Here is a 21,773-nt window from a genome sequence, read left to right as displayed (position 1 = left end):
CTCAGACAAGCAGGTTCACCGCCGTTCCGATGGCGAACGCCGACAGCACCACGATCACGACGATCCCGCCGAGGGTGCGCCAGGTGAAGGTCGTGCGCATGAGGGCGAGCATCTTGACGTCGACCAGCGGCCCGACCAGCAGGAACGCCACGATCGCTCCGGGCGTGAACGTCGACGCGAACGACAGCGCGAAGAACGAGTCCACGTTCGAGCAGATCGCCACGACCATCGCAAGCAGCATCATCGCGATGATCGACAGGGCCGGGTTCGATCCGATCGCGAGCAGGGTTTCACGTGGAACCAGCACCTGCACGGCCCCGGCGAGCGCCGACCCGATGACCAGGGCCGGCATGACCGCGCGCAGTTCGATGACGAACTGGGCGAGGCTGCGGCGCCACTGGCCGCCCGGCTCATGCACGACGAGTTCGCACGTGTCGCGGAAGCGCTCGGTCAGGAGCGAATCGGGTGACGGATGCCGCGAGTACAGCCACCCGATGAGGTTGGCGATCGCATACCCGCCGAGCAGGCGCGCGACGAGGATGCCGTCCGAGAACCCGAATGCCTGGTGCGTGGTGATGATCACGATGGGGTTCACGATCGGCGCGGCGATGAGGAACGTCATCGTCTCGGCCACGCTGAACCCGCGCATGAGCAGTCCCCGGGCGAACGGCACATTGCCGCACTCGCACACCGGCACGATCATGCCGAGCAGCGACAGCACCATGCGACGGGCCCACGCCCGCCGCGGCATCCATCGCTCGATCACTCCCGGCGGCACCCACACCTGCACGATGATCGACAGCGCCACCCCGAGCGCGACGAACGGCAGCGACTCGATGAGCACGCTGATCGCGAGCGTCAGGCCGTCCTGGGCGCGGCTCGGCAGCGATGCCGGATACAGCTGCGGCAGAAGCCAGTCGATGAGGAACAGCGCGCCGACGACGACGAGGCCGATCGCGATCGCGACGGCCGCCTTCGCCGGGGGCGAGGGCTCCACGCGCGCGGCGCGCGGCATCCGTGTGTCTGCCTGGCCCATGCCGGGGAGTCTACCGAGGGCAACCTCAGCGCCCGCCGAGAGCGGCCGCCCGCGACCCTACGGTCGCGCGCGTGTGCGCAACTCCTGAAGATCGGGTGCAGGACACCGTCGTCCGGGTTCCTGCGGTCGCGCCGAGGATTGCGCCGAGAACTTCAGGAGTTGCGCACGGCGTGCGTGCGGCATGGCTGGCGCAGCGACGGCGTGCCGGCCCTATGCGCGGGATCGCGCCCGCGCGCACGTCGCGCACAGGCCGAAGATATCGACGATGTGCTGCGCGTCGCTGAATCCGTGCTGCTCGGCGGTGCGGCGCGCCCAGACCTCGACCTGGCTCGCCTCGATCTCGACCGCGAGGCCGCACGAACGGCAGATCAGGTGATGGTGGTGGCCCGGGCTCGCGCACGCGCGGTACAGGTTCTCGCCCTCGGGGCTCTGCAGCGAGTCGGCCTCGCCGGTGGCGGCAAGACCCGCCAGGGCGCGGTACACGGTCGCGAGCCCGATGCCGGTGTTGTCTTCGCGAAGGGTGGCGTGCAGGGTCTGCGCGCTGACGAACCCGCGGGCGTCGGCGAGCGCCTCGCGCACGCGCTCGCGCTGCCACGTCGTGCGCTGGGGGGCTCGGGGTGTCGGGGTCGTCATGGGTGCACCTGGGCTCGCGTGACGCGATCCTTGCGCGCGCCGACTCCGCGACACACGAGGTAGATCACGAACGAGATGGTCGTGATGTAGGGGCTCACCGGCAGGGTTCCCATGACGGCGAGCAGGATGCCGCCCACGGCCGACACGAAGCCGAACAGGGCCGCCAGCAGCGGCACCGACAGCGGCCCCGCAGTCACCCGCATCGCCGCGGCGGCCGGGGTGACCAGGAGCGCCATCACCAGGAGCGCCCCGATGATGTGGACCGCGACGGCGACGATGAGGCCGAGCAGCAGCATGAACAGCAGCGAGACGGCGGTCGTGGGCACGCCGCGCGCGGCGGCGGCGTGCGGGTCGAGCGAGTCGAAGCGCAGCGGGCGCCAGATGAGCAGCAGCCCCACCAGCACGGCCGCGCCGATCACGATGAGCCAGCCGAGCTGCCCGGACTGCACCGAGACGATCTGCCCGGTCAGCAGGCTGAACCGGTTGGCGCTGCGGCCGTCGTAGAGCGACAGGAACAGGATGCCCAGGCCCAGCCCGAACGGCATCAGCACGCCGATGATCGAGTTGCGGTCGCGTGCGCGCGCTCCCAGCCACCCGATGATCGCGGCGGCGATGAGCGAGCCGACGATGGATCCCGTCACGACGTCGGCGCCGATCAGCAGCGCCGCGGCGGCCCCCGCGAACGACAATTCGCTGATGCCGTGCACCGCGAAGGCCATGTCGCGCTGCATCACGAACACGCCGACGAGCCCGCCGACGAGCCCCAGCACCGCGCCCGCCCACACCGAGTTCGACACGAGCGCGAGGATCTCGCCGTAGTACGGCAGCCCGCCGAACAGCGCGTCCCACACGTCGGGCCAGTTCATGCGGTGGCCTCGCCGTCGTGATGATGGTGGGATGCCTCGGCGTCGGGTGCCCCGACGACCACGAGCCGGTCGCCCGCGCGCAGCACGAACACCGGCGCCCCGTACAGCTCCGTGAGGGTGCGCGAGGTGAGCACGTCGTCGGGGGTGCCGAGCGTGAAGCGGCCGTTGGCGAGGTAGAGGATGCGGTCGACCCGCCCGAGCACCGGATTGATGTCGTGCGTGACGAGCAGCACCGCCGCTCCGGTGCGCCGGTGCTTGTCGATGAGGCCGACGACGGCCTGCTGGTTGGCGAGGTCGAGGCTCGTGAGCGGCTCGTCGCACAGCAGCAGCCGCGGATCGTCCGCGAGCGCCTGGCCCACCCGCAGTCGCTGCTGTTCGCCGCCCGACAGCGTGCCCGCCGGGCGGTTCGCGAAGCCCTCGGCGCCCACCGCGCGCACGAGCCCGTCGATGCGCGCGCGGTCGCCGCGTCGCGGCCACGGAAACCCGAAGCGGTGCCCGTCGACCCCGAGCGCCACGAGGTCGCGCCCGCGCAGCGCCGTCTCGGGCGGCAGCGGCCGCTGCTGCGGGATGTACCCGATGCGGCGGTTCCCGCGCGTGCGGACCGGTTCGCCGAGCGCCGTGATGGTGCCGGCGCTCAACGGCTCGAGGCCGAGGATCGCGCGCAGCAGCGTCGTCTTGCCCGACCCGCTCGGCCCGAGCACGGCGATGAGCTCGCCGGGCGCGACGTCGAGGTCGAGCCCGCTCCACAGCGCGCGGTCACCGCGCTGAAGGGCAGCGCCCCGTATGCGCAGCGGGGCCGCCGCGTCGGCGGGGTCGGTCACGCCGCGAGCGCCCCCGCGAGCGCCTCGATGTTCGCCTGCATCCACGAGAGGTAAGTCTCGTCCTCCGGGAGCGTTTCCGAAAACGCCAGCACCGGGATGTCGCGGCCCTGGGCCTCTTCGGCGATCTCGGTCGTCTCGGCGCCGCCGGTCTGGGTGTTGGTGAGCACGATGCGCACGTCGCCCGAGTCGATCAGCGCGAGGGATTCCAGCAGCGTCGCGGGCGCGACATCCTGCCCCTCCTCGACGGCCTCGCTGAACGCGTCGGGCGTGACGTTCACGAGCCCGGCCGCCTCGACGAGGTAGCCGGGGACCGGCTCGGTGAGGAACACCTTCGCGCCGGCGTGCTCGGCCGCGATGTCGGCGAGAGAGTCCTCGAGCCCTTCGATCTCGGCGGTGAAGGCATCGAGGTTCGCCGTCAGGTCGGCGGCGGCATCCGGAATCAGGGTCTCGAGCTCGTCGGCGATCGCCTGCGCGAACGCACCCATGGTGGCCGGGTCGTACCAGACGTGCTCGTTGAAACCCTCGATGTGGTCGTGGCCGTGCTCGTCGCCCTCGTCGGCGTGCTCGTCACCTTCGTCGGCGTGCTCGTCACCCGGCCACGCGGGCGAGAACTCGACGGCGGTCAGCACGGGGGCCTCGGAACCGGATGCCTCGATCAGCGCGTCGACGAACGCGTCGTAGCCGCCGCCGTTCTCGATGATGAGGTCGGCGCGGCTCACAGCGAGCTGGTCGCGGGCGCTGGGCTCGAACGAGTGCGGATCCTGGTTCGAGCCCGACACGATCGCGGTCACCTCGACGAGGTCGCCGGCGAGCTCGTCGACGATCTGCGCGTACACGTCGGTGGAGGCGACGATCTCGATCCGCCCGTCGTCGGCACCTCCCGTGGCGGGTGCGGCGCAGCCGGCAAGAGCGAGGACGGATGCCGCGGCGAGCGCGGAGACGACGAGAAAGCGACGAGCCATACCGCAACCCTATCGCTACTGATAATCGTTCTCAACTTTTGCGTTTCGTTCGCACGTCGAATACGCGGCTTCTCGCCGAGCGACCCCGTTATCCACGTCGACGACGGGGAGTCTCGGCGAGACAGCGGTTCGTCGACGCGCGGGAGGGCGGGGTGCGACGCGCGGCTCAGTCGAGCAGCAGCGCCGGCTCTTCGAGCACCGAGGCGACGTCGGCGATGAAGCGCGACATGCCGTCGCCGTCGATCACGCGATGGTCGAACGATCCCGCCACCGTCGTCACCCAGCGCGGACGCACCTCGCCGTCGACGACCCACGGCTTCTGGCGGATCGTGCCGAGCGCGACGATCCCCGACTCGCCGGGATTGATGATCGGGGTGCCGGCATCCATCCCGAACACGCCGATGTTGGTGATCGTGATCGTGCCGCCCTGCTGGTCGGCGGGCTGGGTCTTGCCCTCGCGCGCGGTCAGCGTGAGCTTCTCGAGGGCGCGGGCGAGGTCGCGCATCGAGAGGTCCTGAGCGTCCTTGATGTTCGGCACGAGCAGGCCCCGCGGAGTCGCGGCGGCGATGCCGAGGTTCACATACCGGCGCACGCGGATCTCGGCGCCGGCATCCGTGTCGATCCAGGCGGCGTTGACCATCGGCGTGCGCCGCACCGCCCAGATCACCGCGCGCGCCATGACCAGCAGCGGCGAGATGCGGATGTCGGCGAACTCGGGCGACGACTTCAGCCGCTTGACGAGTTCCATCGTGCGCGAGGCGTCGACATCGGTCCACACCGAGACGTGCGGCGCCGTGTACGCCGAGAGCACCATTCCAGATGCCACGGCCTTGCGCACGCCCTTGACGGGAATGGTCTCTTCACGGCCGTCCGGCGCGGGGGCGACCACGCGCTCCTCGGCGACGGCCGGCGCGAGCATCGACGGCGCCTGCGCCATCACGGGAGCCACAGCGGATGCCGCGACCGCCGGCTCCACCGGGATCGTCTCTTCGCGCACATCGCCCCAGTCCGGGGTGGTGATGTTGCGAAAGACGCTCGCCTGGTCGGCGCGCGAGAGCACGTCCTCGCGCGTGACGACACCCCCGGACCCCGTGGGGTTCACCTCGGCGAGGTCGACCCCGAGATCGCGCGCGAGCTTGCGGATCGGCGGCTTCGCGATGATCCCCACCGTCCCCGCGCCGGCTCGCCACGGCGCCGGCGCGCCCTGGCGAGCCTCCGGGCGCGTGGGCCCGGCCGCCACCTGCGCCGCGGCGGGCTCGGGCTTGCGGCGGCGGGACTGCACGTGGCCGCCGGTGCCGTAGCCCACGAGCACCGCACCCTCGCCGGCCTCGGGCTCAGGCGGGGCCCCGTGCTCGGAGCGGCCGACGGTGACGTCGTGGTCTGCGGCGGGCGAGGCATCCGTCGCCTGGGCCACGATCGTGATGATCGGCGTGCCGACGATCACCGTCGTGCCCTCGGTGACGAGCAGTTCGCCCACGGTGCCCTCGAACGGCGACGGCAGCTCGACGAGCGACTTGGCGGTCTCGATCTCGACGAGCACGTCGTTGACGGCGACCGTGTCGCCCGGGGCGACCTGCCACGACACGATCTCGGCCTCGGTGAGCCCTTCGCCGACGTCCGGGAGCACAAAGGTCTGGGTGGTCATGGTCGATCCTTTCGTCTCCCGTGAGACTCCACCTGCCGGCCGGGACCACGGGTGTCACCCGGTGTCTGGGCTATCGGATGGATTCTCACGGTAAGCGGGACGGAGCCGGGTCAGAAGGCCAGAGCCCGGTCGACGGCTTCGAGGACGCGGTCGGCATCGGGAAGGTAGAGGCCCTCGAGCTTGGCCGGGGGGAAGGGGGCGTCGAACCCCGACACGCGGATCACCGGCGCCTCGAGCGCGTAGAACGCCTGCTCCATCACGGTCGCCGCCACCTCGGAGCCCACCGACGTGAAGCCCGGCGCCTCCTGCGCGTAGACCATGCGGCCCGTTCGGCGCACCGAGTCGAGGATCGGCCCGTAGTCCAGCGGCGACAGCGAGCGCACGTCGATGACCTCGCACGACGTGCCCTCGGACTCGGCGATCGCCGCCGCCTGCAGCAGCGTCGTCACCATCGCGCCGTGCCCGACGAGCGTGATGTCGGTGCCGCGGCGCACGACCCGGGACGCGTGCAGCGGCAGCGCACGGGCGCCCTGGTCGACCTCGCCCTTCAGCCAATACTTCGACTTCGGCTCGAGGAAGATCACCGGGTCGTCCGAGTCGACGGCGTCCTGGATCATCCAGTAGGCGTCGTTCGGCGTCGACGGCGACACCACCCGCAGGCCCGCCGTGTGCGTGAAATACGCCTCGGGGCTCTCCTGGTGATGCTCGACGGCCCCGATGTGGCCGCCGTACGGGATGCGGATGACCACCGGCATCCGCAACGCCCCCTCGTGCCGGTTGGTGAGCTTGGCGAGCTGCGTCGTGATCTGGTCGAAGGCGGGGAACACGAACCCGTCGAACTGGATCTCGACGACCGGGCGGAAGCCTGCCATCGCGAGGCCGATCGCGGTGCCCACCAGGCCCGACTCCGCCAGCGGCGAGTCGATCACGCGGCGCTCGCCGAACTCGGCCTGCAGTCCCTCGGTGACGCGGAACACCCCGCCGAGCCGTCCGATGTCCTCGCCCATGAGCAGCACGCGGTCACTGCTTGCGAGCGCGCGGCGCAGTCCCGCGTTGAGCGCGCGGCTGAAAGGGAGAGTGGTCACGCCCGCGGCCGGCTTCGTCTCGCTCTGTTCGTGCAGCGACCGGGTCTCGCTCATGACGCCCCCTCCTCGAACGATGCCTCGTAGTCCGCGAGCCACGCCTTCTGCTGGTCGATGAGCGGGTGCGGCTCGCTGTACACGTGGTCGAAGATCGTGCCGGGCGGGATCGAGCCGAGCGCGTTCGTGCGCACGCGCGTGTCGTCGGCGACGGCGGATGCCTCGGCCTCGACATCCGCGAAGAAGGCGTCTGCCGCACCCCGCGCCCGCAGGTATGCGCGCATGCGGTCGATCGGGTCGCGGCGCGACCACGACTGCTCCTCGTCGGAGGTGCGGTACTTGGTGGGATCGTCGCTCGTCGTGTGCGCGCCCATGCGATAGGTCAGCGCCTCGATCGCGCGGGGCCCCTCGCCGGCGCGCGCATGGTCGAGCGCGACCTTCGTCACGGCGTAGCTGGCGAGCACGTCGTTGCCGTCGATCTGGATGCTCGGCATGCCGTAGCCCTCACCGCGTCGCACGAGCGGAACGGGCGACTGGGTGGCGACCGGCACCGAGATCGCCCACTGGTTGTTCTGCAGGAAGAACACCTCGGGGGTGCGGTAGCTCGCGGCGAACACCATCGCCTCGTGCACGTCGCCCTGGCTGGACGCGCCGTCGCCGTAGTAGACGATCACCGCCTCGTCGCGCTCGGGGTCGCCCGTGCCGCATTTGCCGTCGAACACGAGCCCCATGCCCAGGCCCGTCGCGTGCAGCGTCTGCGAGCCGAGCACGAGCGTGTAGATGTGGGTGTTGCCGTTGCGGGGATCGTACGGGTCCCACCCGCCGTGGGTGAGGCCGCGCATCACGCGGATGATGTCGAGCGGGTCGACCCCCCGGATGCGGGCCACGACGTGCTCGCGATACGAGGGGAACACGTGGTCCTGCGGGCGGGCGGCGCGGGCCGAGCCGACCTGCGCGGCCTCCTGCCCGAAGCTCGGCGGCCAGAGCGCCAGCTGCCCCTGCCGCTGCAGGTTCGTCGCCTGCACGTCGAACGCGCGGATCACGGCCATGTCGCGGTAGAAGCCCTCGAGCTCGGCGTCGCTGAGAGCGTCCACCACGGGCAGATAGGGCTCGGCCGCGGGGGTGGGGGCGAACGATCCGTCGGGTGCGAGCAGCCGCACCGGCTCGTCGTGCCTCAAGGTGTCCGAAGTCACCGTTCTACGCTAGCCGCCTGGCCACGTGCCCCTCTGGGAGAGTCCGAACAACGGATGCCGCGATCCCCAGTACCTTCTCGACAGATGCCTCCTCGCCCACCGACACCCGGATGCCGTCGCCGGCGAACGGGCGGACGATGAGCCCGGCCTGCTCGAAGCGCTCGGCGACCGCGAGCGTCTCGTCGGCTGCGGGGAACCACACGAAGTTGCCCTGCGCGTCGGGGATCGCCCAGCCGAGGTCGCGCAGCGCCGCCACGAGACGGTCCCGTCGCTCGGCGATGACCTCGACGCGCTCGAGCAGTTCGGACTCGGCGTCGAGGCTCGCCAGCGCGGCGACCTCGGCGTGCGCGGTGACCGACAGCGGGATGGCGGTGCTGCGTGCCGCGTCGAGGATGCGCGCGTGGCCGACGGCGTAGCCCACGCGCAGGCCCGCGAGGCCGAACGCCTTCGAGAAGGTGCGCAGCACGACGACGTTCGGGTGCGCGCCGCGCGACAGGATGCGCTCGCCGCCCACCGCGTCCACGTCGGTGACGAACTCGGCGTACGCCTCGTCGAGGATCACCAGGATGTCGGCGGGCACCTTCGCGATGAACGCGTCGAACTCGGCCTGCGTGACGATCGGGCCGGTCGGGTTGTTCGGCGTGCACACGATGATCGCGCGGGTGCGGCCGGTGACGGCATCCGCCATCGCCGCAAGATCGTGCCGGGCGCCGGGGGCGAGCGGGACCATCACCGGCGTGGCGCCCGCAAGCACCGCGAGCCACGGATAGGCCTCGAACGAGCGCCACGCGAAGACCACCTCGTCGCCGGGGCCGGAGGTCGCCAGCACGAGCTGCGCGAGGATCGAGACGCTTCCCGCGCCGATGTGCACCTCGTCAGAGGTGACGCCGTACCGCTCGGCGATGCGCTCGCGCAGGCGCGCGGCCGTGGCATCCGGATACCGGTTCAGCGCGGACGCGGCGTTGACGGCGTCGAGCACGCCCGGAAGCGGATCGAACGGGTTCTCGTTGCTCGACAGCTTGAACGCGTCGGCGCTGGCCTGCTTGCCCTGCTTGTACGGGGGCAGCGCCGCGATCTCGGGGCGCACACGGACGGGGATCGGCAGAATCTCGGGGGCGTCGGTCACGCGTCGAGTCTACGAGCGGGCGCGGGAACGGCGAGCGGATGCCGCAACGAGGCCTTTTCGTACCGACGAGGCATTCGAACTCGTGCTCATGGTGGCGCCGAGCCGCCTGAATCTCGACGAGATCGCGGCGGCGCTCTCTGGCCACCTCGAACACGGCGTCTAAACCACCCGCGCCCCGCCGCACAGACCTTCCGGCCCATCCGGCCCCCGTGCCAGACTCCCCCCATGGGCTTCCTCCTCCGCGTCGTCGTCAACGCGTTCGCGATCTGGATCGTGACGCTGATCCCCGCGCTGCAGGTCACCGTGATCGCGTTCCCCCCGGACGAGACGCTGCAGTACATCCTCACCCTGCTGATCGTCGCGGCGATCTTCGCGATCGTGAACACGATCATCGGCACGGTGATCAAGGTGCTCGCGTTCCCCCTCTACATCCTCACCCTCGGCCTCATCGGCCTGATCATCAACGCGTTCCTGCTGTGGCTGACCGCGTGGCTGACGCACTGGTGGAGCTGGGGCCTGCGCGTCGAGGACTTCTGGTGGGGCGTTGTCGCGGCGATCATCATCTCGCTCATCAACTGGCTGGCCGGCATCATCCTGCGCCCGAAGAAGTCGAGCTGACCTTCGCGGCCGAGTACTCGGTCACGGTGACCGATGCCGCGTCCCCGAGCCGCTCGAACACGTCGTTCACGCCCGCGAGGCGCGCATCGCCCGAGGCGTCGACGACCGCCGCAGTGCGGGTGTAGGCGTCCAGGCTGTGCGCCGGCATCTGCATGTCGTGGATCCCCGTGGCAGGGTCGTACGTGCGCTCGGCGACGAAGCTGCCCTCGGCGCCCACCGGCGTGAAGTGACCGCCTCCCGCAAGCGCGGCGACCGGATCGTCGCGATGGCGGATGCCGACGCTCAGCGTGCCGGGCCCCACATCGGCCTCGACGGGTGAGCCGTACGACACGAGCGTCTGCACGTCGTAGTCGCTCCCCGTGGCGAGGTGCGCGGTGATCATGGCCCCCTGCGAGAAGCCGAAGGCGTGTACGGTGTCGCCCGGCTGGGCTCCGGCGTCGGCGAGCGCCTTCTCGGTCGCCGTATACGAGGCCGACTCGTGCCCTGTGTAGAGGCTGCCGTTGGCCGAGAAGTCCCACGCCTCGCCCGCCGGCCCGTCACCGGTCTGGGTGCCGGCGACATACACGGCGAACTCTCTCGACCCATCGGGCATCGTGTACTTCTCGACCCGCACGCGCGCGGAGGTTCCGGATGGCACGCGCTCGGCCGCCGACGCGAGCGAGGTCGGCGCCGGGGTCGGCGCGGGCGCGGGCGGCACGCGTGTGATCGTCACCTCGGCGGGGCCGCCCGCGAGCCTCGCGTCGCGCGCGATGAGCCCGCTGCGACTGAGGCCGGTGGCGGCAGTGCCGGCCATCGCGCCGAGACCGAACACCAGCCCGCCGATCACCGCGGGCGGGCCCCCGATGATCGCCTTCGCCACCTCGCCCGCCGCTTCGCCGGCGACGTCGCCCGCGAGCTTGCGGAACAGGCCCGCCACACCATTGGCGAGAGGGTCGCGCACGACGTCGTCGAAGAACCCGCCGACATCGATGCCGAGCACCGTCGCCTGGTGCACGAGCTCGCCCTGCCACAGCCCCGCCCGGTTGAGCTCCAACGCCTTCGCACGCGCGAACGCGTCGGGGTCGGCGGCCATGATCGCCGCGCGGCGCGCATCGATCCGCGACATCGCGGCCGCGTCGCCGGCGGTCGACGCCGCGTCGTACTCGACATTGAGCTCGACCAGCTCGTACACCATCGCCGCTGACTGCAGGCTTTCGGCGAGATCCGTCGCCTCGTGCATCACGTCGCCCAGGCGGGAGAAGAGCACGAATGCCGCCGCCTCTGCCGCCGCCGCATCATCGCGGTGCTCCAGCAGCAGTGCGCGCGAGTGGTCCAGCCTCATCGCGAGCTCATCGAGGTCGGTGAGGGCGGCGGTGAACCCGCTCGCGGCGCGGCGCAGCGTGTCGGTGTCGACGGCGATCGCGCCGCCGGAGAGGATCTCGAGGTCGTCGCTCACCCTTCCCACCCCTGCCACGCGATCCACTCCATGCGCCGCTGGGCCTCGACCGCGTCGAGGCGCGCCGTCTCGGCGGCGCAGGCGAGCCCCGACACCTCGCCCGCCCAGCGCTCGGCCCGCGTGTGGAAGACGGCTGCGGCCTTCGCGCGCCAGTCCGTCTGTGCGGCCAGCCCTCGTGCGACGGCGGTGACCTCGACCAGCCGGTCGGCGAAGGCCTGCAGTTCGTCCACGACGATGCCGAGGTCGTGCGCGGCCGCGAGGGCCCGTGAGTTCGGAGGGGCGGCGAGATCAAGGGACATGTCGTCCATCGTGGGCGGGTCGAGGCATCCGTCACCGCACTCTTGACCCGATCTGTGCACTCTCGGGCCCGGCAGCGCACCTGGGGAGGAGGAGTCGCGCGCACCGCTCGCCGCCGAGACTCGCAGATCGGCCGACACGCGGTCGCTTCGGGCGCACTCGCCCGACAACCGCCGGATCTGCGCCTCTCGCCGGATGCCCCCACCGTGGCTCCCGCGCGGCGGTGCATCCGTCATCGCCGCGATCTCGAGCGCCACCCTTTTGACGCGGCCGCCTGTCGGGCCAAGATAAGACGCATGACCACGAGCGTCTCCGAACCCTTTCGGGTCGTCTTCGTGTGCACCGGCAACATCTGCCGCTCGCCGATGGCGGACATCGTGTTCCGGTGGTTCGCCGACGGTGCCGGTCTCAGCGAGCACATCGCCTCGACGAGCGCCGGCACAGGCGACTGGCACGTCGGCGAACGCGCCGATCAGCGCACGCTCGACGCGCTCGAGCGCCGCGGGTACGACGGCACCCGCCATCGCGCGAGGCAGTTCACCCACCACGACTTCTCACGCAACGACCTGATCGTGGCATTGGACCGCTCACACGAGCGGATCCTGCGCGGATGGGCCCGCAGCCACGGCGACATCGACAAGATCGCACTGCTGATGTCGTTCGAGTCCGGCGCGCACACCCTCGACGTGCCCGACCCCTACTACGCCGGCCCCGCGATGTTCGACGAGGTGCTCGGTATGATCGAGGGTGCGAGCCGGTCGCTCTTCCGGCAGCTCGAACCCGCGCTTCGCGCCGCGATCTGAATCACTGCGGGAGCGCCGAGCATTCACGAACCCCGGCTCGGGCATCTGTGCCTCAGCCGCGTCCGACGGGAGTCCCGTGACAGAGTTCCCCGCTCAGCCCCTCAGCCCGCTCGACGGGCGCTACCGCGCGGCCGTGGCGCCGCTGACCGCCTACCTGTCGGAGGCGGGTCTCAACCGCGCCCGCGTCGAGGTCGAGGTCGAGTGGCTCATCGCCCTGACCGGCAGGTCGCTGTTCGGCACCTCGCCGCTGACGGATGCCGACACCGAGCGCCTGCGCGCGCTCTACCTCGACTTCGGCCAGGCCGAGATCGACTGGCTCGCCGAGCGCGAGGCCGTCACGCGCCACGACGTCAAGGCCGTCGAATACCTCGTACGAGACCGGCTGTCGACCCTGGGGCTTGCTCGCATAGCCGAGCTGACGCACTTCGCCTGCACGAGCGAGGACATCAACTCCACCGCGTACGCGCTGATCGTCAAGCGAGCCGTGCACGAGGTGTGGCTGCCGAAGCTGCGGGTCGTGATCGCGGCGCTGCGCGCGCTGGCCGAGAAGCACAAGGATGCCGCGATGCTCGCCCGCACGCACGGGCAGCCGGCGACCCCCACCACGATGGGCAAGGAGCTCGCCGTGTTCGCGTGGCGCCTCGAGCGCGTGGCCGCGCAGGTGGAGGCATCCGAGTTCCTCGCGAAGTTCTCGGGAGCCACCGGCACGTGGTCCGCGCACGTCGCGGCCGACCCGGCCGTGGACTGGCCGGTCGCCACGCGCGAGTTCGTCGAGGGCCTGGGACTCGGGTTCAACCCCCTCACGACCCAGATCGAGTCGCACGACTGGCAGGTCGAGCTGTACGACCGCGTGCGGCACGCCGGCGGCATTCTGCACAACCTCGCGACCGACATCTGGACGTACATCTCGCTCGGCTACTTCGCGCAGATCCCGGTCGCCGGCGCCACCGGGTCTTCGACGATGCCGCACAAGATCAACCCGATCCGCTTCGAGAACGCCGAGGCGAACCTCGAGATCGCCGGCGGCCTGTTCTCGACCCTGTCGGCCACCCTCGTCACCTCGCGCCTGCAGCGCGACCTCACCGACTCGACCACGCAGCGCAACATCGGCGTCGCGTTCGGGCATTCGCTGCTCGCGCTCGACAACCTCGAGCGCGGACTTCGCGAGATCTCGCTGGCGCAGGCGGTGCTGGATGCCGACCTCGATGCCAACTGGGAGGTGCTGGCCGAGGCGATCCAGACCGTCGTGCGCGCCGAGATCGCCGCCGGTCGGTCGCAGATCACCGACCCGTACGCGCTGCTGAAGGACCTCACGCGCGGCCGCCGCGTGGGCGCTGCCGAGCTCGCCGAGTTCGTGAGCGGGCTCGACATCGGCGATGCCGCGAAGCAGCGCCTGCTCGCGCTGACTCCCGCGACCTACACGGGGCTCGCCGCCGACCTCGTGCGCTGACGCGGCTCGGCGCGCGCCACCTTCCGCAGGACGCGAACGGCCTGAAGTCGAGGGGTGGGTGATGGCGGCGGGTCGCGCGTAGCTTCGGGGTCATGGACGACGACCGCACCCGCAGCAGGACGCCCCAGAGGCCGCGACGACTGATCCCGAAGGCACGAGAACCGAAAAGCCTCGGACAGGACGGCACGATGCCGCTGATCGGTGCCTATACACTTGCGGGCCGCCCCAGGAGAGGCAAATGTCCTCAATTGCTCTTGACCCGACGGGCGGCAAGAACCTTAAGGGATGAGGCCGATGTAGATCTCGTCCTTCTTCGTTCCACTCGAACCGCCCCACAGCATTGAACCGTTGGCGCTCGAGCCAACAGTCGTGCGGGCCATATTTGAAGACCATCCGCCCGTAGTGTCGAAAGGCGTCTGTGTTGCCTCGTAGCCAGCGGCAGTCACGTCAGCCGCGACCTGCTCACGCGTTTGCTCATCCGCGCCCACCAGCCAGATGTCGTATTGGGTGACTCCACTGCTCGTAGTCTGCGAGTATGCACAACCTGACTGGTACTGCCCGGTGAGACCGAGTGCTGACTCTGCATCTGAGATTGAGATCGACTGGACTGTGGCGTAGGTGATGTCCGTGTATCGGGCAATGATCTCGTCTGAGCACCCAGAGGGGCTCGCCTCGGTCGGTGCGGCGAGATCCGCCGTCGGCGAAGCGGACGACGCGGAGTTGCTGCTCGCCGATACATCCGTCGGACTCTCGATGGCATCATCCTCAGTTGACGCACATCCGCCGAGCCCGACCACGGCAATCAGTACAACAGCGACAATCCACTTCTTCTGCATGGAATCCCCATTCCCCGGTTCGCAAGAGTGCCTGCACACCCTACCGTGCATCGAGACCTCGAGTTGAGCGGCATGGGTCTCATGCTGTCGACGGGATGCGTGCCAAGTTCCGCGAACTACGCTGCAACCTCACGCTCGTTTTCACATTCGCGAGCGCGCGCCACGTCTTCACGCTCAGTGCATCCTGTCCCGCTCGCTGCGCTCGGTATCTCAACCAACTAACCGCGTGGAGGGTCATTCCTCCCCGCAGGACCGGGGAGCGTAGCATCCGGTCCTTCGTCCTGCGCCTTCGGCGCGGTCGCGTCCGCGTCACCTTTGTCGACGAGCACGCCGCGATCGACCGGCTTCTGCACCTGCGCGGGGTCGACCGCGAGCAGCAGCAGCGCGAGGATCACGAGCACCGCGATAAAGGTGATGCCGGCGATGACACCGGCGACGACCAGAGCGCGTTGGGACTGACCGTCGAAGCGCGACTGGAAGAATCCCATCGAGATCAGCGTGACGACGCCGGCGAACACGGCCGAGCCGAACGCCAGCCCGAGCAGCTGCACCGGCTTCATGAGGTCGCGGCGGGTGGGACGTTCGTTCATGCGGGTTCTCCGTCGTCGGGGGCGGCGACCTGACGCGGCGCGGCCGGTTGCGCCTTGCGCGGCGAGAAGCCGGCGATCGCGAGGTACACCGCGACGATCGCCGCGTAGCCGCCGAAGATGCCGACCGCGAGGATGATGCCGGTGAGGGTGAAGGTCTCGCCCGCCTGGTCGATCGTGTAGTCGAGAGAGTACTCGGGCCGCACGAACAGCAGCACGATGCCGAGCACGAAGGTGACGATGCCCACGATCAGCGCGTCACGCGCCTGGACCGCCGGGCCGAGCTCGGTCTCACCGCGCTTGGCCGCGCGCAGGGCGCGCCATCCGGCGATCGTCTCGACGAGGCCGCTGGCGAGCGCCCACACGATGACGATCACGAAGAACAGGGTCGTCGTGCGCAGCGGCGGCAGCCCGCTGATCATGCCCGCGAGCATCGCGAAGACGCCGAGCACGACCGCCGGCCAGCGGCGGCGGGCCGGGTACACCAGCCACACCGAGACGAGGTGCACGATGCCGGTCGCGATCGCGAACCCGCTGAACACCGCGAGCCCCACCTCGGCCGAGTGGTCGGGCGAGAACGTGATCATGGCCGCCGCGATGCCGGCGAAGATCGCGCGGGCGAGCTGCACGTGCCATACCTCGAACGCGAGGGGCTGCGGGGTTTTCGTCACGAGGGTTCCTGAACGACGGAGGGGATGCCTCCAGTCTAGGCCGCGCGCACCGCGGGGCCGGTCGGCGGCGGTTTCTGCAGGCGCGGGGGTGCCGCCGGGCAGCGGCGCCGGGCCGGCCGGGGCGCCCGGGCGGAGCGAGGTTCGCGGGCTACGCGGCATCCGTCGTCTGTGTCGCGGCGAGCCGCAGGGCGCCGGTGACTCCCGAGCGGTCGCCGAGTGCGGGGCGCACGAGGTAGTGCTCGGGGTCGTTCGACGGATGCCCCGCCCCGAGCGCGCCGCGCAGCTCGCGCACCGACGCCTCGCGCACCGCGTCGAGGAGCCCGGGGATCTTCATCGCCCCGCCGCCGAGCACGATGCGCTGCGGCCGGTAGGCGTAGCTCACGGTGGCGATGAGCTGCGCGAGGTAGAAGGCCTCGAACTCGACGGCGCGGTCGAGGTCGACGCCGAGGTCGTGGCTGGGACGCCCCCAGCGTGCCGAGACGGCCGGGCCGGCGGCGAGGCCCTCGACGCAGTCCCCGCCGTGGAAGGGGCACGCGCCGCAGAACGCGTCACCCGGGTGGCGCCGCATCGAGATGTGCCCGAGCTCGGGATGCGACGTGCCAGAGAACGGGCGGCCGCCCAGCAGCACGCCCACTCCGATGCCGGTCCCCACGGTGATGTACGCCGAGTCGCGCACGCCCGCCGTCGCGCCCGCCGCGGCCTCGCCGAGCGCGGCGCCGGTGACATCAGACACGATCGCGACCGGCCTGCGCCCGATCAGCGCCGCGAGGTCGACACCTGACCATCCGGGCTTGGGGGTGGCCACCACCGTGCCGAACGCGGGCGAGGCGGGGTCGAGGTCGAGGGGGCCGAACGCGGCGACGCCGACACGCGCGATGTCGCCGTGCGAACGCAGGAACTCCCGCAGCCGCGCCCCGACCTCGTCGGGGGTCGTCGTGGGCACCTCGACCTCGGCGAGGATCGTCCCGGGCTCGCCCTGCGCCGCCACGGCGGCGACGGTCTTCGTGCCGCCGGTCTCGACGCCCGCGATCAGTCCTGTCACAGTCACGGATGCCACGCTACGGCGTCGCCCGGGGCGCTGCGCGCCAAGACCGCCGCCCGCGGGAAGAGTGGCGGCCCTGCGCGCGTTTCACCCCGCGTGAACCTCGAACCCCGCCACGCGACCGTCGTGGTGATCGGTGCGGGACAGGCGGGGCTCTCGGCCGCATACCACCTGCAGCGCCGCGGTTTCACCAGCGCGCTCGACGATCCCGCAGCGCCGCGCACCTTCGTCGTGCTCGACGCCGCGAGCGCCCCCGGCGGCGCGTGGCAGCACCGCTGGCCGTCGCTCACCATGGCCACCGTCAACGGCATCTTCGACCTGCCGGGCGTTCCTCGACCGCCGGTGGACGATCGCGAGGCGAGCCGCGACAGCGTGCCGCGCTACTTCGCGGCGTACGAGCAGGCGCTCGCGCTGCCGATCCTGCGTCCGGTGCGCGTATCGGCGGTGCGCCGGGCCGCCTCGGGCTTCGTGATCGAGGCGACGACCGGCGCGTGGATGGCCGACTACGTCGTCAACGCGACCGGCACGTGGGACAACCCCGTCCGACCGGCGTATCCGGGAAAGGACACGTTCCTCGGCCGCCAGCTGCACACCCGCCAGTACCGCTCGCTCGACGAGTTCGCCGGGCAGCGGATCGCGATCGTGGGCGGCGGGATCTCGGCCGTGCAGCAGCTCGAAGAGATCTCGCGCATCGCGACGACGTTCTGGTACACGCGGCGCGAGCCGGTGTTCCTCGACGGCCCGTTCATGCCCGAGACGACCGGCCGCGCCACGATTCAGAAGGTCGTCGCCGACGTCGAGGCGGGGCGTCCGACCGGCAGCGTCGTCGGTTACACGGGCCTCGGCTGGACGCCGTACGCGCGCGCCGCGAAGGCGCGCGGCGCGCTCGAGCGGCGCCCGATGTTCACGGCCATCGAGCCCCACGGCGTGCGCGAGGCCGACGGCACCTTCACGCCGGTCGATGCGATCCTGTGGGCGACCGGATTCAAGGCGTCTCTCGGGCACCTCGACCCCCTCGGCCTACGCAACGAGCTCGGCGGCATCACGATGCGCGGCACGCAGCCTCTCGCCGAGCCGCGTCTGCACCTCATCGGCTTCGGGCCCTCGCAGTCCACGGTGGGCGCGAACCGCGCCGGTCGCGCCGCGGTCGGGGCGATCGTGCGAGACCTTCAGCGGGCCGATGCCGCCACCGGCGTCGCCGACGCGAGCGAGGCTGGGCCCGACGCGGCCCGAGGCAGCGCCCAACGCGTCAGCGGTGCCGGGAGCGGGCGTGGGGACCGTCGCCTGCGACTGGCCTCGGAGTCGCACGGGACGGCGGTGTCGGCGGCATACCCCATGATGGACGACAGGGAGAGGGGGGATCGATGACGACGACGCCGGGAACTTCCGACGCACTCGAGGATCTCGCCGCGCTGTTGGGCGCAGAGCAGCCCGACGACGTCGGGCAGCCGCCCGTCGACCCCGCCCGCCGGCGCGCTCGGCGTCGGCGCGGGCTCATCATCACCGCGGCGATCGTCGCCGGCCTGCTCTTGCTCACCGGAGGCTACACGGGCTGGGCGCTCACCGCGCCGCTCAGCGATCCGGTCGCCGCCACCGGATTCCTGCGGGCGCCGGAACCCGCCCTCGCCACGATCGCACTGCCCACACAGGGCGCCTCCGCCATCTCGGTCACCGGCGCCGACGAGTATCTCGGGCCGTCCGCGAGCGGCATCTGGCTCGCCAGCGGCGACGACGAGTCACGCCCGATCGCGAGCATCACCAAGCTCATCACCGCGCTGGTGGTGCTCGACGCCCACCCGCTGACATCCGCCGACGATCCCGGTCCCACCCTCACCTTCGGAAAGGCGGACCACGCGCTCTACGACAAGTACTACGTGATGGGGGCGAGCATCGCGCCCATGCCCACGGGCACCACCATGTCGCTGCACGATGCGCTGGCGACCATGCTCATTCCGTCGGCCTGCAATTACGCCGAGGCGATCGCCGGGTGGGCGTTCGGGTCGCAGTGGGGGTTTCTCGATGCGGCACAGCGATGGCTCGACGCCCACGGGCTCGCGCGCACCACGATCGTCGAGCCCACGGGCATCGACGAGCGCAACACGAGCACGCCGAGCGATCTCATCGCGATCGGCCGGATCGCCGCGGCCGACCCGGTGATCGCGAAGATCGTCGCGACCCCCGCGATCGACTTCGAGGCCACGGGATGGATGCCGAACACCAACACCCTGCTCGGCACCGCGGGCGTCACCGGCCTCAAGACCGGAACCCTCGGCCCGAACAGCTCCAACCTGCTGTACACGGCGACCCTCGACGTCGGAATCGGGCAGCCGCTCACTGTGGTCGGAGTGGTTCTCGGCGGCGCGTCGAGAGACACCGTCGACCGCAGCGCGCAGAGGCTGCTCGACAGCATCCGGAGCGGGTTCACCACTGTGCCGCTCGCCGAACGGGGCCAGGAGGTCGGCTCGTACTCGACGCCGTGGGGCCAGAGCGCCCGCATGGTGCTCGGGGCGCCGGCCGAGGTGCTGACATGGTCGGACACCCCGATCTCCGTCGAGATGCAGACCGTGACTCCCGAAGCCTGGGAGGACGGCGTGGAGGTCGGCACCGCGACCTGGACGGCCGGCCCGAACTCGGTGACGGTTCCGATCGTCATCGAAGGCACGATCACGCCACCGACCCCGTGGTGGCGCCTCACGCATCCGGACGAGCTCGGCTGACGGCCCGGCGAGTGACCGTCACACGCCGGGCCCAGATCCTGCGGATCTCGGATGCGGCGGGGCGAGGCATCCGATCCTCGCGAGATCTCTCCGACTCTCGCAGGCGGCGCGGGGTCACACGAAGGCGCGGATCAGCAGCAGGATGCCGAGCACGGCCACCACGACATAGCCGATGACCACCGTGGCGCGCTGCGCGCGGGCGTTCGCCCGGCGGCCGAACACCGCGCCGAGAGTCACGATCACAGACTGCCACGCGAAGGATGCCGCGCCCACGCCGACCACGAACGCCCCTGCCGTGATCAGGTCGTCGTGCAGGTCGGTGAGGCTTGCGGTGACCGCGACGAAGTAGACGACCGTCGCGGGGTTGACGAGCGTGAGGCCGAAGAACACCGGGAAAGCCGAGATCGCCGACCCGCGCGGTGCGAGCACGACCCCCTCCTGCTTGTGTCGAGCCAGGCCGCGGCGCAGGCCGATCACCGCGATCGCGACCAGGGCGATGCCGCCGACCACTCCCGGCGACGGTTCGATGCGCGTGATCAGCGGCGCGACGACGGCACCCAAAGCGACGGCGAGAACGCAGTAGAGCAGGTCCACGCTCGCGACTCCCGCGGCAGCGGCCATCCCCGGCCGGAATCCGCCGCGGATGGCCTCCTGCACGAGCAGCACGCTGATCGCGCCCAGGGGCAGCGCGATGGCGAGCCCGGCCAGGGCTCCGCTAACGAGTGCGGTCGCGGCATCCATGATCGGAAGTATCGGATGCCGTCTTCACGGCGACTGCGAGATCATCCGTTGCGCGGGTAGATTCTCTGCATGGATGACCTCGACGACCGGATTCTCGGCATTCTGCTCGAAGACGGGCGAGCTTCGTTCAGCGCGATCGGGCGCGCGGTGGGGCTCAGCACGAACGCCGCCGCGGCGCGCGTGCGGCGCCTCGAGAGCACCGGGGTCATCGCCGGGTACCGTGCCGTGCTCGGCGTCGACGAGCCCATCCGCAACGACGCGATCGAGGCGTTCATCGACGTGCGACTGCGCTCGGAGCGTGACTCGGACGCCTTCCTCTCGTGGGCGCGCGCCCTTGCCTCGGTGATGGATGCGGCCCACGTCACCGGTCCGTTCGACTACCACCTGCACATCCGCGTGCGCGACATGGCCGCCCTCGACGCCCTCCTGCGCACCCTCAAGAAGGACGGGGGCGTCGAGCAGACGAGCACCACCATCGCCCTGCGCTGACGCGGCGGAGAGTCGCGGCGTGCGACCACCGAGCGGCTAGGAGGCAGGCTCAACCGGCTCCAGATCAGCAAGCAGCGCTTCGACGCCGATCACCTCGACGTCAGCTCCGATGAGCTGCTGATTCGCGGCACGCACCTGAAGCCAGCGATCCCGATCCATTCGATATCGCGTCTGCGTCGCCGCAACGCCCTCACGCACGACCCGCTGCACCCCGTCGAGCTCGTAGCCGGTCCGCAGTGACACCGCGTTGGACGCGGCATTGTCCGTGAAGGCGGCAGACACCACGTGCTCGGCGTGCATCGCCTCGAAGCAGAAGTGGAGCATCAGCGCACGCATGCGGCTGCCGATTCCCCTTCCCTGATGTGCACGCCCGAGCCACGACCCCGTCTCGACCTCGCGCAGCACCGACCAGTCGTCGGCGGATGCCCCCTGAATGCCGACGGGTTCACCGTCGATGAGCACACCGAACTCGAGGACGAGCCTCTTGGCGCTCACGTGCGGGCGGGCGGCCCACTGGAAGCTCAGCACGCTCCGACCGACCTCGCGTGCCGAGCCGCGCGTCCACGGGGAGTTGAAGGGCATGGACCCTTCTTCGTGAACACCGTTGCCCGCCAGCAGCGCGAGATCGACGGCGAGTTCGTCGTCGATCCACCGCATCTCAACCCCTCCCGCGCGGATCCGCACACCGGCGGCGGGCCACAGTTCGATGAGTCGGGGCGAAGCCAT

At 70.8% G+C, this 21,773-nt stretch carries 23 protein-coding genes; 6 read left to right on the top strand and 17 right to left on the bottom strand.

What is annotated here, in order from left to right; translation table 11 throughout:
• Nucleotide 1 precedes the first annotated feature (1 nt).
• The 9 genes from AB1K54_RS09425 to AB1K54_RS09385 form a co-directional block, all read right to left on the bottom strand.
• Nucleotides 2-1,036: a permease gene (locus AB1K54_RS09425; protein ID WP_371202490.1), complete on the bottom strand. Its 1,035-nt coding sequence runs from the start codon at nucleotides 1,034-1,036 to the stop codon at nucleotides 2-4.
• A 210-nt stretch (nucleotides 1,037-1,246) separates the two neighbouring features.
• Complete coding sequence (locus AB1K54_RS09420; RefSeq protein WP_371202489.1) at nucleotides 1,247-1,669, bottom strand: Fur family transcriptional regulator; 423 nt, start codon at nucleotides 1,667-1,669, stop codon at nucleotides 1,247-1,249.
• A complete protein-coding gene (locus AB1K54_RS09415; RefSeq protein WP_371202488.1) occupies nucleotides 1,666-2,535 on the bottom strand; it encodes a metal ABC transporter permease in 870 nt (289 codons plus the stop codon). The genes AB1K54_RS09420 and AB1K54_RS09415 overlap by 4 nt, the downstream gene beginning before the upstream one ends.
• Complete coding sequence (locus AB1K54_RS09410) at nucleotides 2,532-3,356, bottom strand: metal ABC transporter ATP-binding protein (RefSeq protein ID WP_371202487.1); 825 nt, start codon at nucleotides 3,354-3,356, stop codon at nucleotides 2,532-2,534. The genes AB1K54_RS09415 and AB1K54_RS09410 overlap by 4 nt, the downstream gene beginning before the upstream one ends.
• Nucleotides 3,353-4,318: a metal ABC transporter solute-binding protein, Zn/Mn family gene (locus AB1K54_RS09405; protein ID WP_371202486.1), complete on the bottom strand. Its 966-nt coding sequence runs from the start codon at nucleotides 4,316-4,318 to the stop codon at nucleotides 3,353-3,355. The genes AB1K54_RS09410 and AB1K54_RS09405 overlap by 4 nt, the downstream gene beginning before the upstream one ends.
• A gap of 166 nt (nucleotides 4,319-4,484) precedes the next feature.
• Nucleotides 4,485-5,963: a dihydrolipoamide acetyltransferase family protein gene (locus AB1K54_RS09400; RefSeq protein WP_371202485.1), complete on the bottom strand. Its 1,479-nt coding sequence runs from the start codon at nucleotides 5,961-5,963 to the stop codon at nucleotides 4,485-4,487.
• A 110-nt stretch (nucleotides 5,964-6,073) separates the two neighbouring features.
• Nucleotides 6,074-7,102, bottom strand: a complete 1,029-nt coding sequence (locus AB1K54_RS09395; RefSeq protein WP_371202484.1) for an alpha-ketoacid dehydrogenase subunit beta — start codon at nucleotides 7,100-7,102, stop codon at nucleotides 6,074-6,076.
• The gene (locus AB1K54_RS09390) at nucleotides 7,099-8,235 is read right to left on the bottom strand and encodes a thiamine pyrophosphate-dependent dehydrogenase E1 component subunit alpha (protein ID WP_371202483.1); all 1,137 of its coding nucleotides are present in this window, start codon (nucleotides 8,233-8,235) and stop codon (nucleotides 7,099-7,101) included. The genes AB1K54_RS09395 and AB1K54_RS09390 overlap by 4 nt, the downstream gene beginning before the upstream one ends.
• A 4-nt stretch (nucleotides 8,236-8,239) precedes the next feature.
• Entirely contained in the window at nucleotides 8,240-9,361 is a 1,122-nt protein-coding gene (locus AB1K54_RS09385) for a histidinol-phosphate transaminase (protein ID WP_371202482.1), read from the bottom strand.
• Between the two features lie 225 nt (nucleotides 9,362-9,586).
• Between AB1K54_RS09385 and AB1K54_RS09380 the strand changes: the two genes are divergently transcribed.
• On the top strand, nucleotides 9,587-9,979 hold the full coding sequence (locus AB1K54_RS09380) for a phage holin family protein (protein WP_371202481.1): 393 nt from the start codon (nucleotides 9,587-9,589) through the stop codon (nucleotides 9,977-9,979).
• Here the strand turns inward: AB1K54_RS09380 and AB1K54_RS09375 are convergent.
• Together AB1K54_RS09375 and AB1K54_RS09370 are read right to left on the bottom strand one after the other, a co-directional pair.
• Nucleotides 9,951-11,414: a hypothetical protein gene (locus AB1K54_RS09375; protein WP_371202480.1), complete on the bottom strand. Its 1,464-nt coding sequence runs from the start codon at nucleotides 11,412-11,414 to the stop codon at nucleotides 9,951-9,953. The two genes, AB1K54_RS09380 and AB1K54_RS09375, sit on opposite strands and share 29 nt — an antisense overlap.
• A complete protein-coding gene (locus tag AB1K54_RS09370) occupies nucleotides 11,411-11,713 on the bottom strand; it encodes a hypothetical protein (RefSeq protein WP_371202479.1) in 303 nt (100 codons plus the stop codon). Before AB1K54_RS09370 ends, AB1K54_RS09375 begins: the two co-directional genes overlap by 4 nt.
• Nucleotides 11,714-12,007: 294 nt before the next feature.
• On the opposite strand from AB1K54_RS09370, the gene AB1K54_RS09365 reads away from it, so the two are divergent.
• Complete coding sequence (locus AB1K54_RS09365; protein ID WP_371202478.1) at nucleotides 12,008-12,514, top strand: low molecular weight protein-tyrosine-phosphatase; 507 nt, start codon at nucleotides 12,008-12,010, stop codon at nucleotides 12,512-12,514.
• A gap of 76 nt (nucleotides 12,515-12,590) precedes the next feature.
• Nucleotides 12,591-13,964, top strand: a complete 1,374-nt coding sequence (gene purB, locus AB1K54_RS09360; protein WP_371202477.1) for an adenylosuccinate lyase — start codon at nucleotides 12,591-12,593, stop codon at nucleotides 13,962-13,964.
• Between the two features lie 278 nt (nucleotides 13,965-14,242).
• Here purB and AB1K54_RS09355 read toward each other — a convergent pair whose 3' ends face one another.
• From AB1K54_RS09355 to AB1K54_RS09340, 4 genes are all read right to left on the bottom strand, one after another.
• Nucleotides 14,243-14,800 carry a hypothetical protein gene (locus tag AB1K54_RS09355; RefSeq protein WP_371202476.1) on the bottom strand — a complete coding sequence of 186 codons (558 nt, stop codon included), beginning with the start codon at nucleotides 14,798-14,800 and terminating at the stop codon, nucleotides 14,243-14,245.
• Between the two features lie 218 nt (nucleotides 14,801-15,018).
• Complete coding sequence (locus AB1K54_RS09350; RefSeq protein ID WP_371202474.1) at nucleotides 15,019-15,390, bottom strand: amino acid transporter; 372 nt, start codon at nucleotides 15,388-15,390, stop codon at nucleotides 15,019-15,021.
• Nucleotides 15,387-16,058 (bottom strand): acyl-CoA synthetase, encoded by a 672-nt coding sequence (locus tag AB1K54_RS09345; protein ID WP_371202473.1) that lies wholly within the window; start codon nucleotides 16,056-16,058, stop codon nucleotides 15,387-15,389. The genes AB1K54_RS09350 and AB1K54_RS09345 overlap by 4 nt, the downstream gene beginning before the upstream one ends.
• A 148-nt stretch (nucleotides 16,059-16,206) precedes the next feature.
• Nucleotides 16,207-17,106, bottom strand: coding sequence for an ROK family protein (locus AB1K54_RS09340; protein WP_371202472.1), 900 nt, complete (start codon nucleotides 17,104-17,106; stop codon nucleotides 16,207-16,209).
• Between the two features lie 90 nt (nucleotides 17,107-17,196).
• On the opposite strand from AB1K54_RS09340, the gene AB1K54_RS09335 reads away from it, so the two are divergent.
• A complete protein-coding gene (locus AB1K54_RS09335; RefSeq protein WP_371202471.1) occupies nucleotides 17,197-18,468 on the top strand; it encodes an NAD(P)-binding domain-containing protein in 1,272 nt (423 codons plus the stop codon).
• Nucleotides 18,465-19,817, top strand: coding sequence for a D-alanyl-D-alanine carboxypeptidase family protein (locus tag AB1K54_RS09330; protein WP_371202470.1), 1,353 nt, complete (start codon nucleotides 18,465-18,467; stop codon nucleotides 19,815-19,817). Before AB1K54_RS09335 ends, AB1K54_RS09330 begins: the two co-directional genes overlap by 4 nt.
• A 114-nt stretch (nucleotides 19,818-19,931) precedes the next feature.
• Here AB1K54_RS09330 and AB1K54_RS09325 read toward each other — a convergent pair whose 3' ends face one another.
• Nucleotides 19,932-20,558 (bottom strand): LysE family transporter, encoded by a 627-nt coding sequence (locus tag AB1K54_RS09325; RefSeq protein WP_371202469.1) that lies wholly within the window; start codon nucleotides 20,556-20,558, stop codon nucleotides 19,932-19,934.
• 69 nt (nucleotides 20,559-20,627) lie between these two features.
• On the opposite strand from AB1K54_RS09325, the gene AB1K54_RS09320 reads away from it, so the two are divergent.
• On the top strand, nucleotides 20,628-21,047 hold the full coding sequence (locus tag AB1K54_RS09320) for an Lrp/AsnC family transcriptional regulator (RefSeq protein ID WP_371202468.1): 420 nt from the start codon (nucleotides 20,628-20,630) through the stop codon (nucleotides 21,045-21,047).
• 36 nt (nucleotides 21,048-21,083) lie between these two features.
• On the opposite strand, the gene AB1K54_RS09315 is transcribed toward AB1K54_RS09320, so the two are convergent.
• Nucleotides 21,084-21,773, bottom strand: coding sequence for a GNAT family N-acetyltransferase (locus AB1K54_RS09315; protein ID WP_371202467.1), 690 nt, complete (start codon nucleotides 21,771-21,773; stop codon nucleotides 21,084-21,086).

This window comes from Microbacterium sp. BWT-B31, assembly GCF_041379855.1.
Classification (GTDB): domain Bacteria; phylum Actinomycetota; class Actinomycetes; order Actinomycetales; family Microbacteriaceae; genus Microbacterium.
Note: the sequence above shows the minus strand (reverse complement) of the source record. Positions and strands in the feature narration are given on the sequence as shown.

What these genes read in the sequence shown, in the direction of transcription:
- AB1K54_RS09350 (WP_371202474.1), bottom strand. Translation starts at nt 15,390, where the DNA reads ATGAACGAACGTCCCACCCGCCGCGACCTCATGAAGCCGGTGCAGCTG.
- AB1K54_RS09395 (WP_371202484.1), bottom strand. Translation starts at nt 7,102, where the DNA reads ATGAGCGAGACCCGGTCGCTGCACGAACAGAGCGAGACGAAGCCGGCC.
- AB1K54_RS09420 (WP_371202489.1), bottom strand. Translation starts at nt 1,669, where the DNA reads ATGACGACCCCGACACCCCGAGCCCCCCAGCGCACGACGTGGCAGCGC.
- AB1K54_RS09315 (WP_371202467.1), bottom strand. Translation starts at nt 21,773, where the DNA reads ATGGCTTCGCCCCGACTCATCGAACTGTGGCCCGCCGCCGGTGTGCGG.
- AB1K54_RS09425 (WP_371202490.1), bottom strand. Translation starts at nt 1,036, where the DNA reads ATGGGCCAGGCAGACACACGGATGCCGCGCGCCGCGCGCGTGGAGCCC.
- AB1K54_RS09380 (WP_371202481.1), top strand. Translation starts at nt 9,587, where the DNA reads ATGGGCTTCCTCCTCCGCGTCGTCGTCAACGCGTTCGCGATCTGGATC.
- AB1K54_RS09405 (WP_371202486.1), bottom strand. Translation starts at nt 4,318, where the DNA reads ATGGCTCGTCGCTTTCTCGTCGTCTCCGCGCTCGCCGCGGCATCCGTC.
- AB1K54_RS09325 (WP_371202469.1), bottom strand. Translation starts at nt 20,558, where the DNA reads ATGGATGCCGCGACCGCACTCGTTAGCGGAGCCCTGGCCGGGCTCGCC.
- AB1K54_RS09415 (WP_371202488.1), bottom strand. Translation starts at nt 2,535, where the DNA reads ATGAACTGGCCCGACGTGTGGGACGCGCTGTTCGGCGGGCTGCCGTAC.
- AB1K54_RS09370 (WP_371202479.1), bottom strand. Translation starts at nt 11,713, where the DNA reads ATGTCCCTTGATCTCGCCGCCCCTCCGAACTCACGGGCCCTCGCGGCC.
- AB1K54_RS09400 (WP_371202485.1), bottom strand. Translation starts at nt 5,963, where the DNA reads ATGACCACCCAGACCTTTGTGCTCCCGGACGTCGGCGAAGGGCTCACC.
- AB1K54_RS09365 (WP_371202478.1), top strand. Translation starts at nt 12,008, where the DNA reads ATGACCACGAGCGTCTCCGAACCCTTTCGGGTCGTCTTCGTGTGCACC.
- AB1K54_RS09320 (WP_371202468.1), top strand. Translation starts at nt 20,628, where the DNA reads ATGGATGACCTCGACGACCGGATTCTCGGCATTCTGCTCGAAGACGGG.
- AB1K54_RS09355 (WP_371202476.1), bottom strand. Translation starts at nt 14,800, where the DNA reads ATGCAGAAGAAGTGGATTGTCGCTGTTGTACTGATTGCCGTGGTCGGG.
- AB1K54_RS09330 (WP_371202470.1), top strand. Translation starts at nt 18,465, where the DNA reads ATGACGACGACGCCGGGAACTTCCGACGCACTCGAGGATCTCGCCGCG.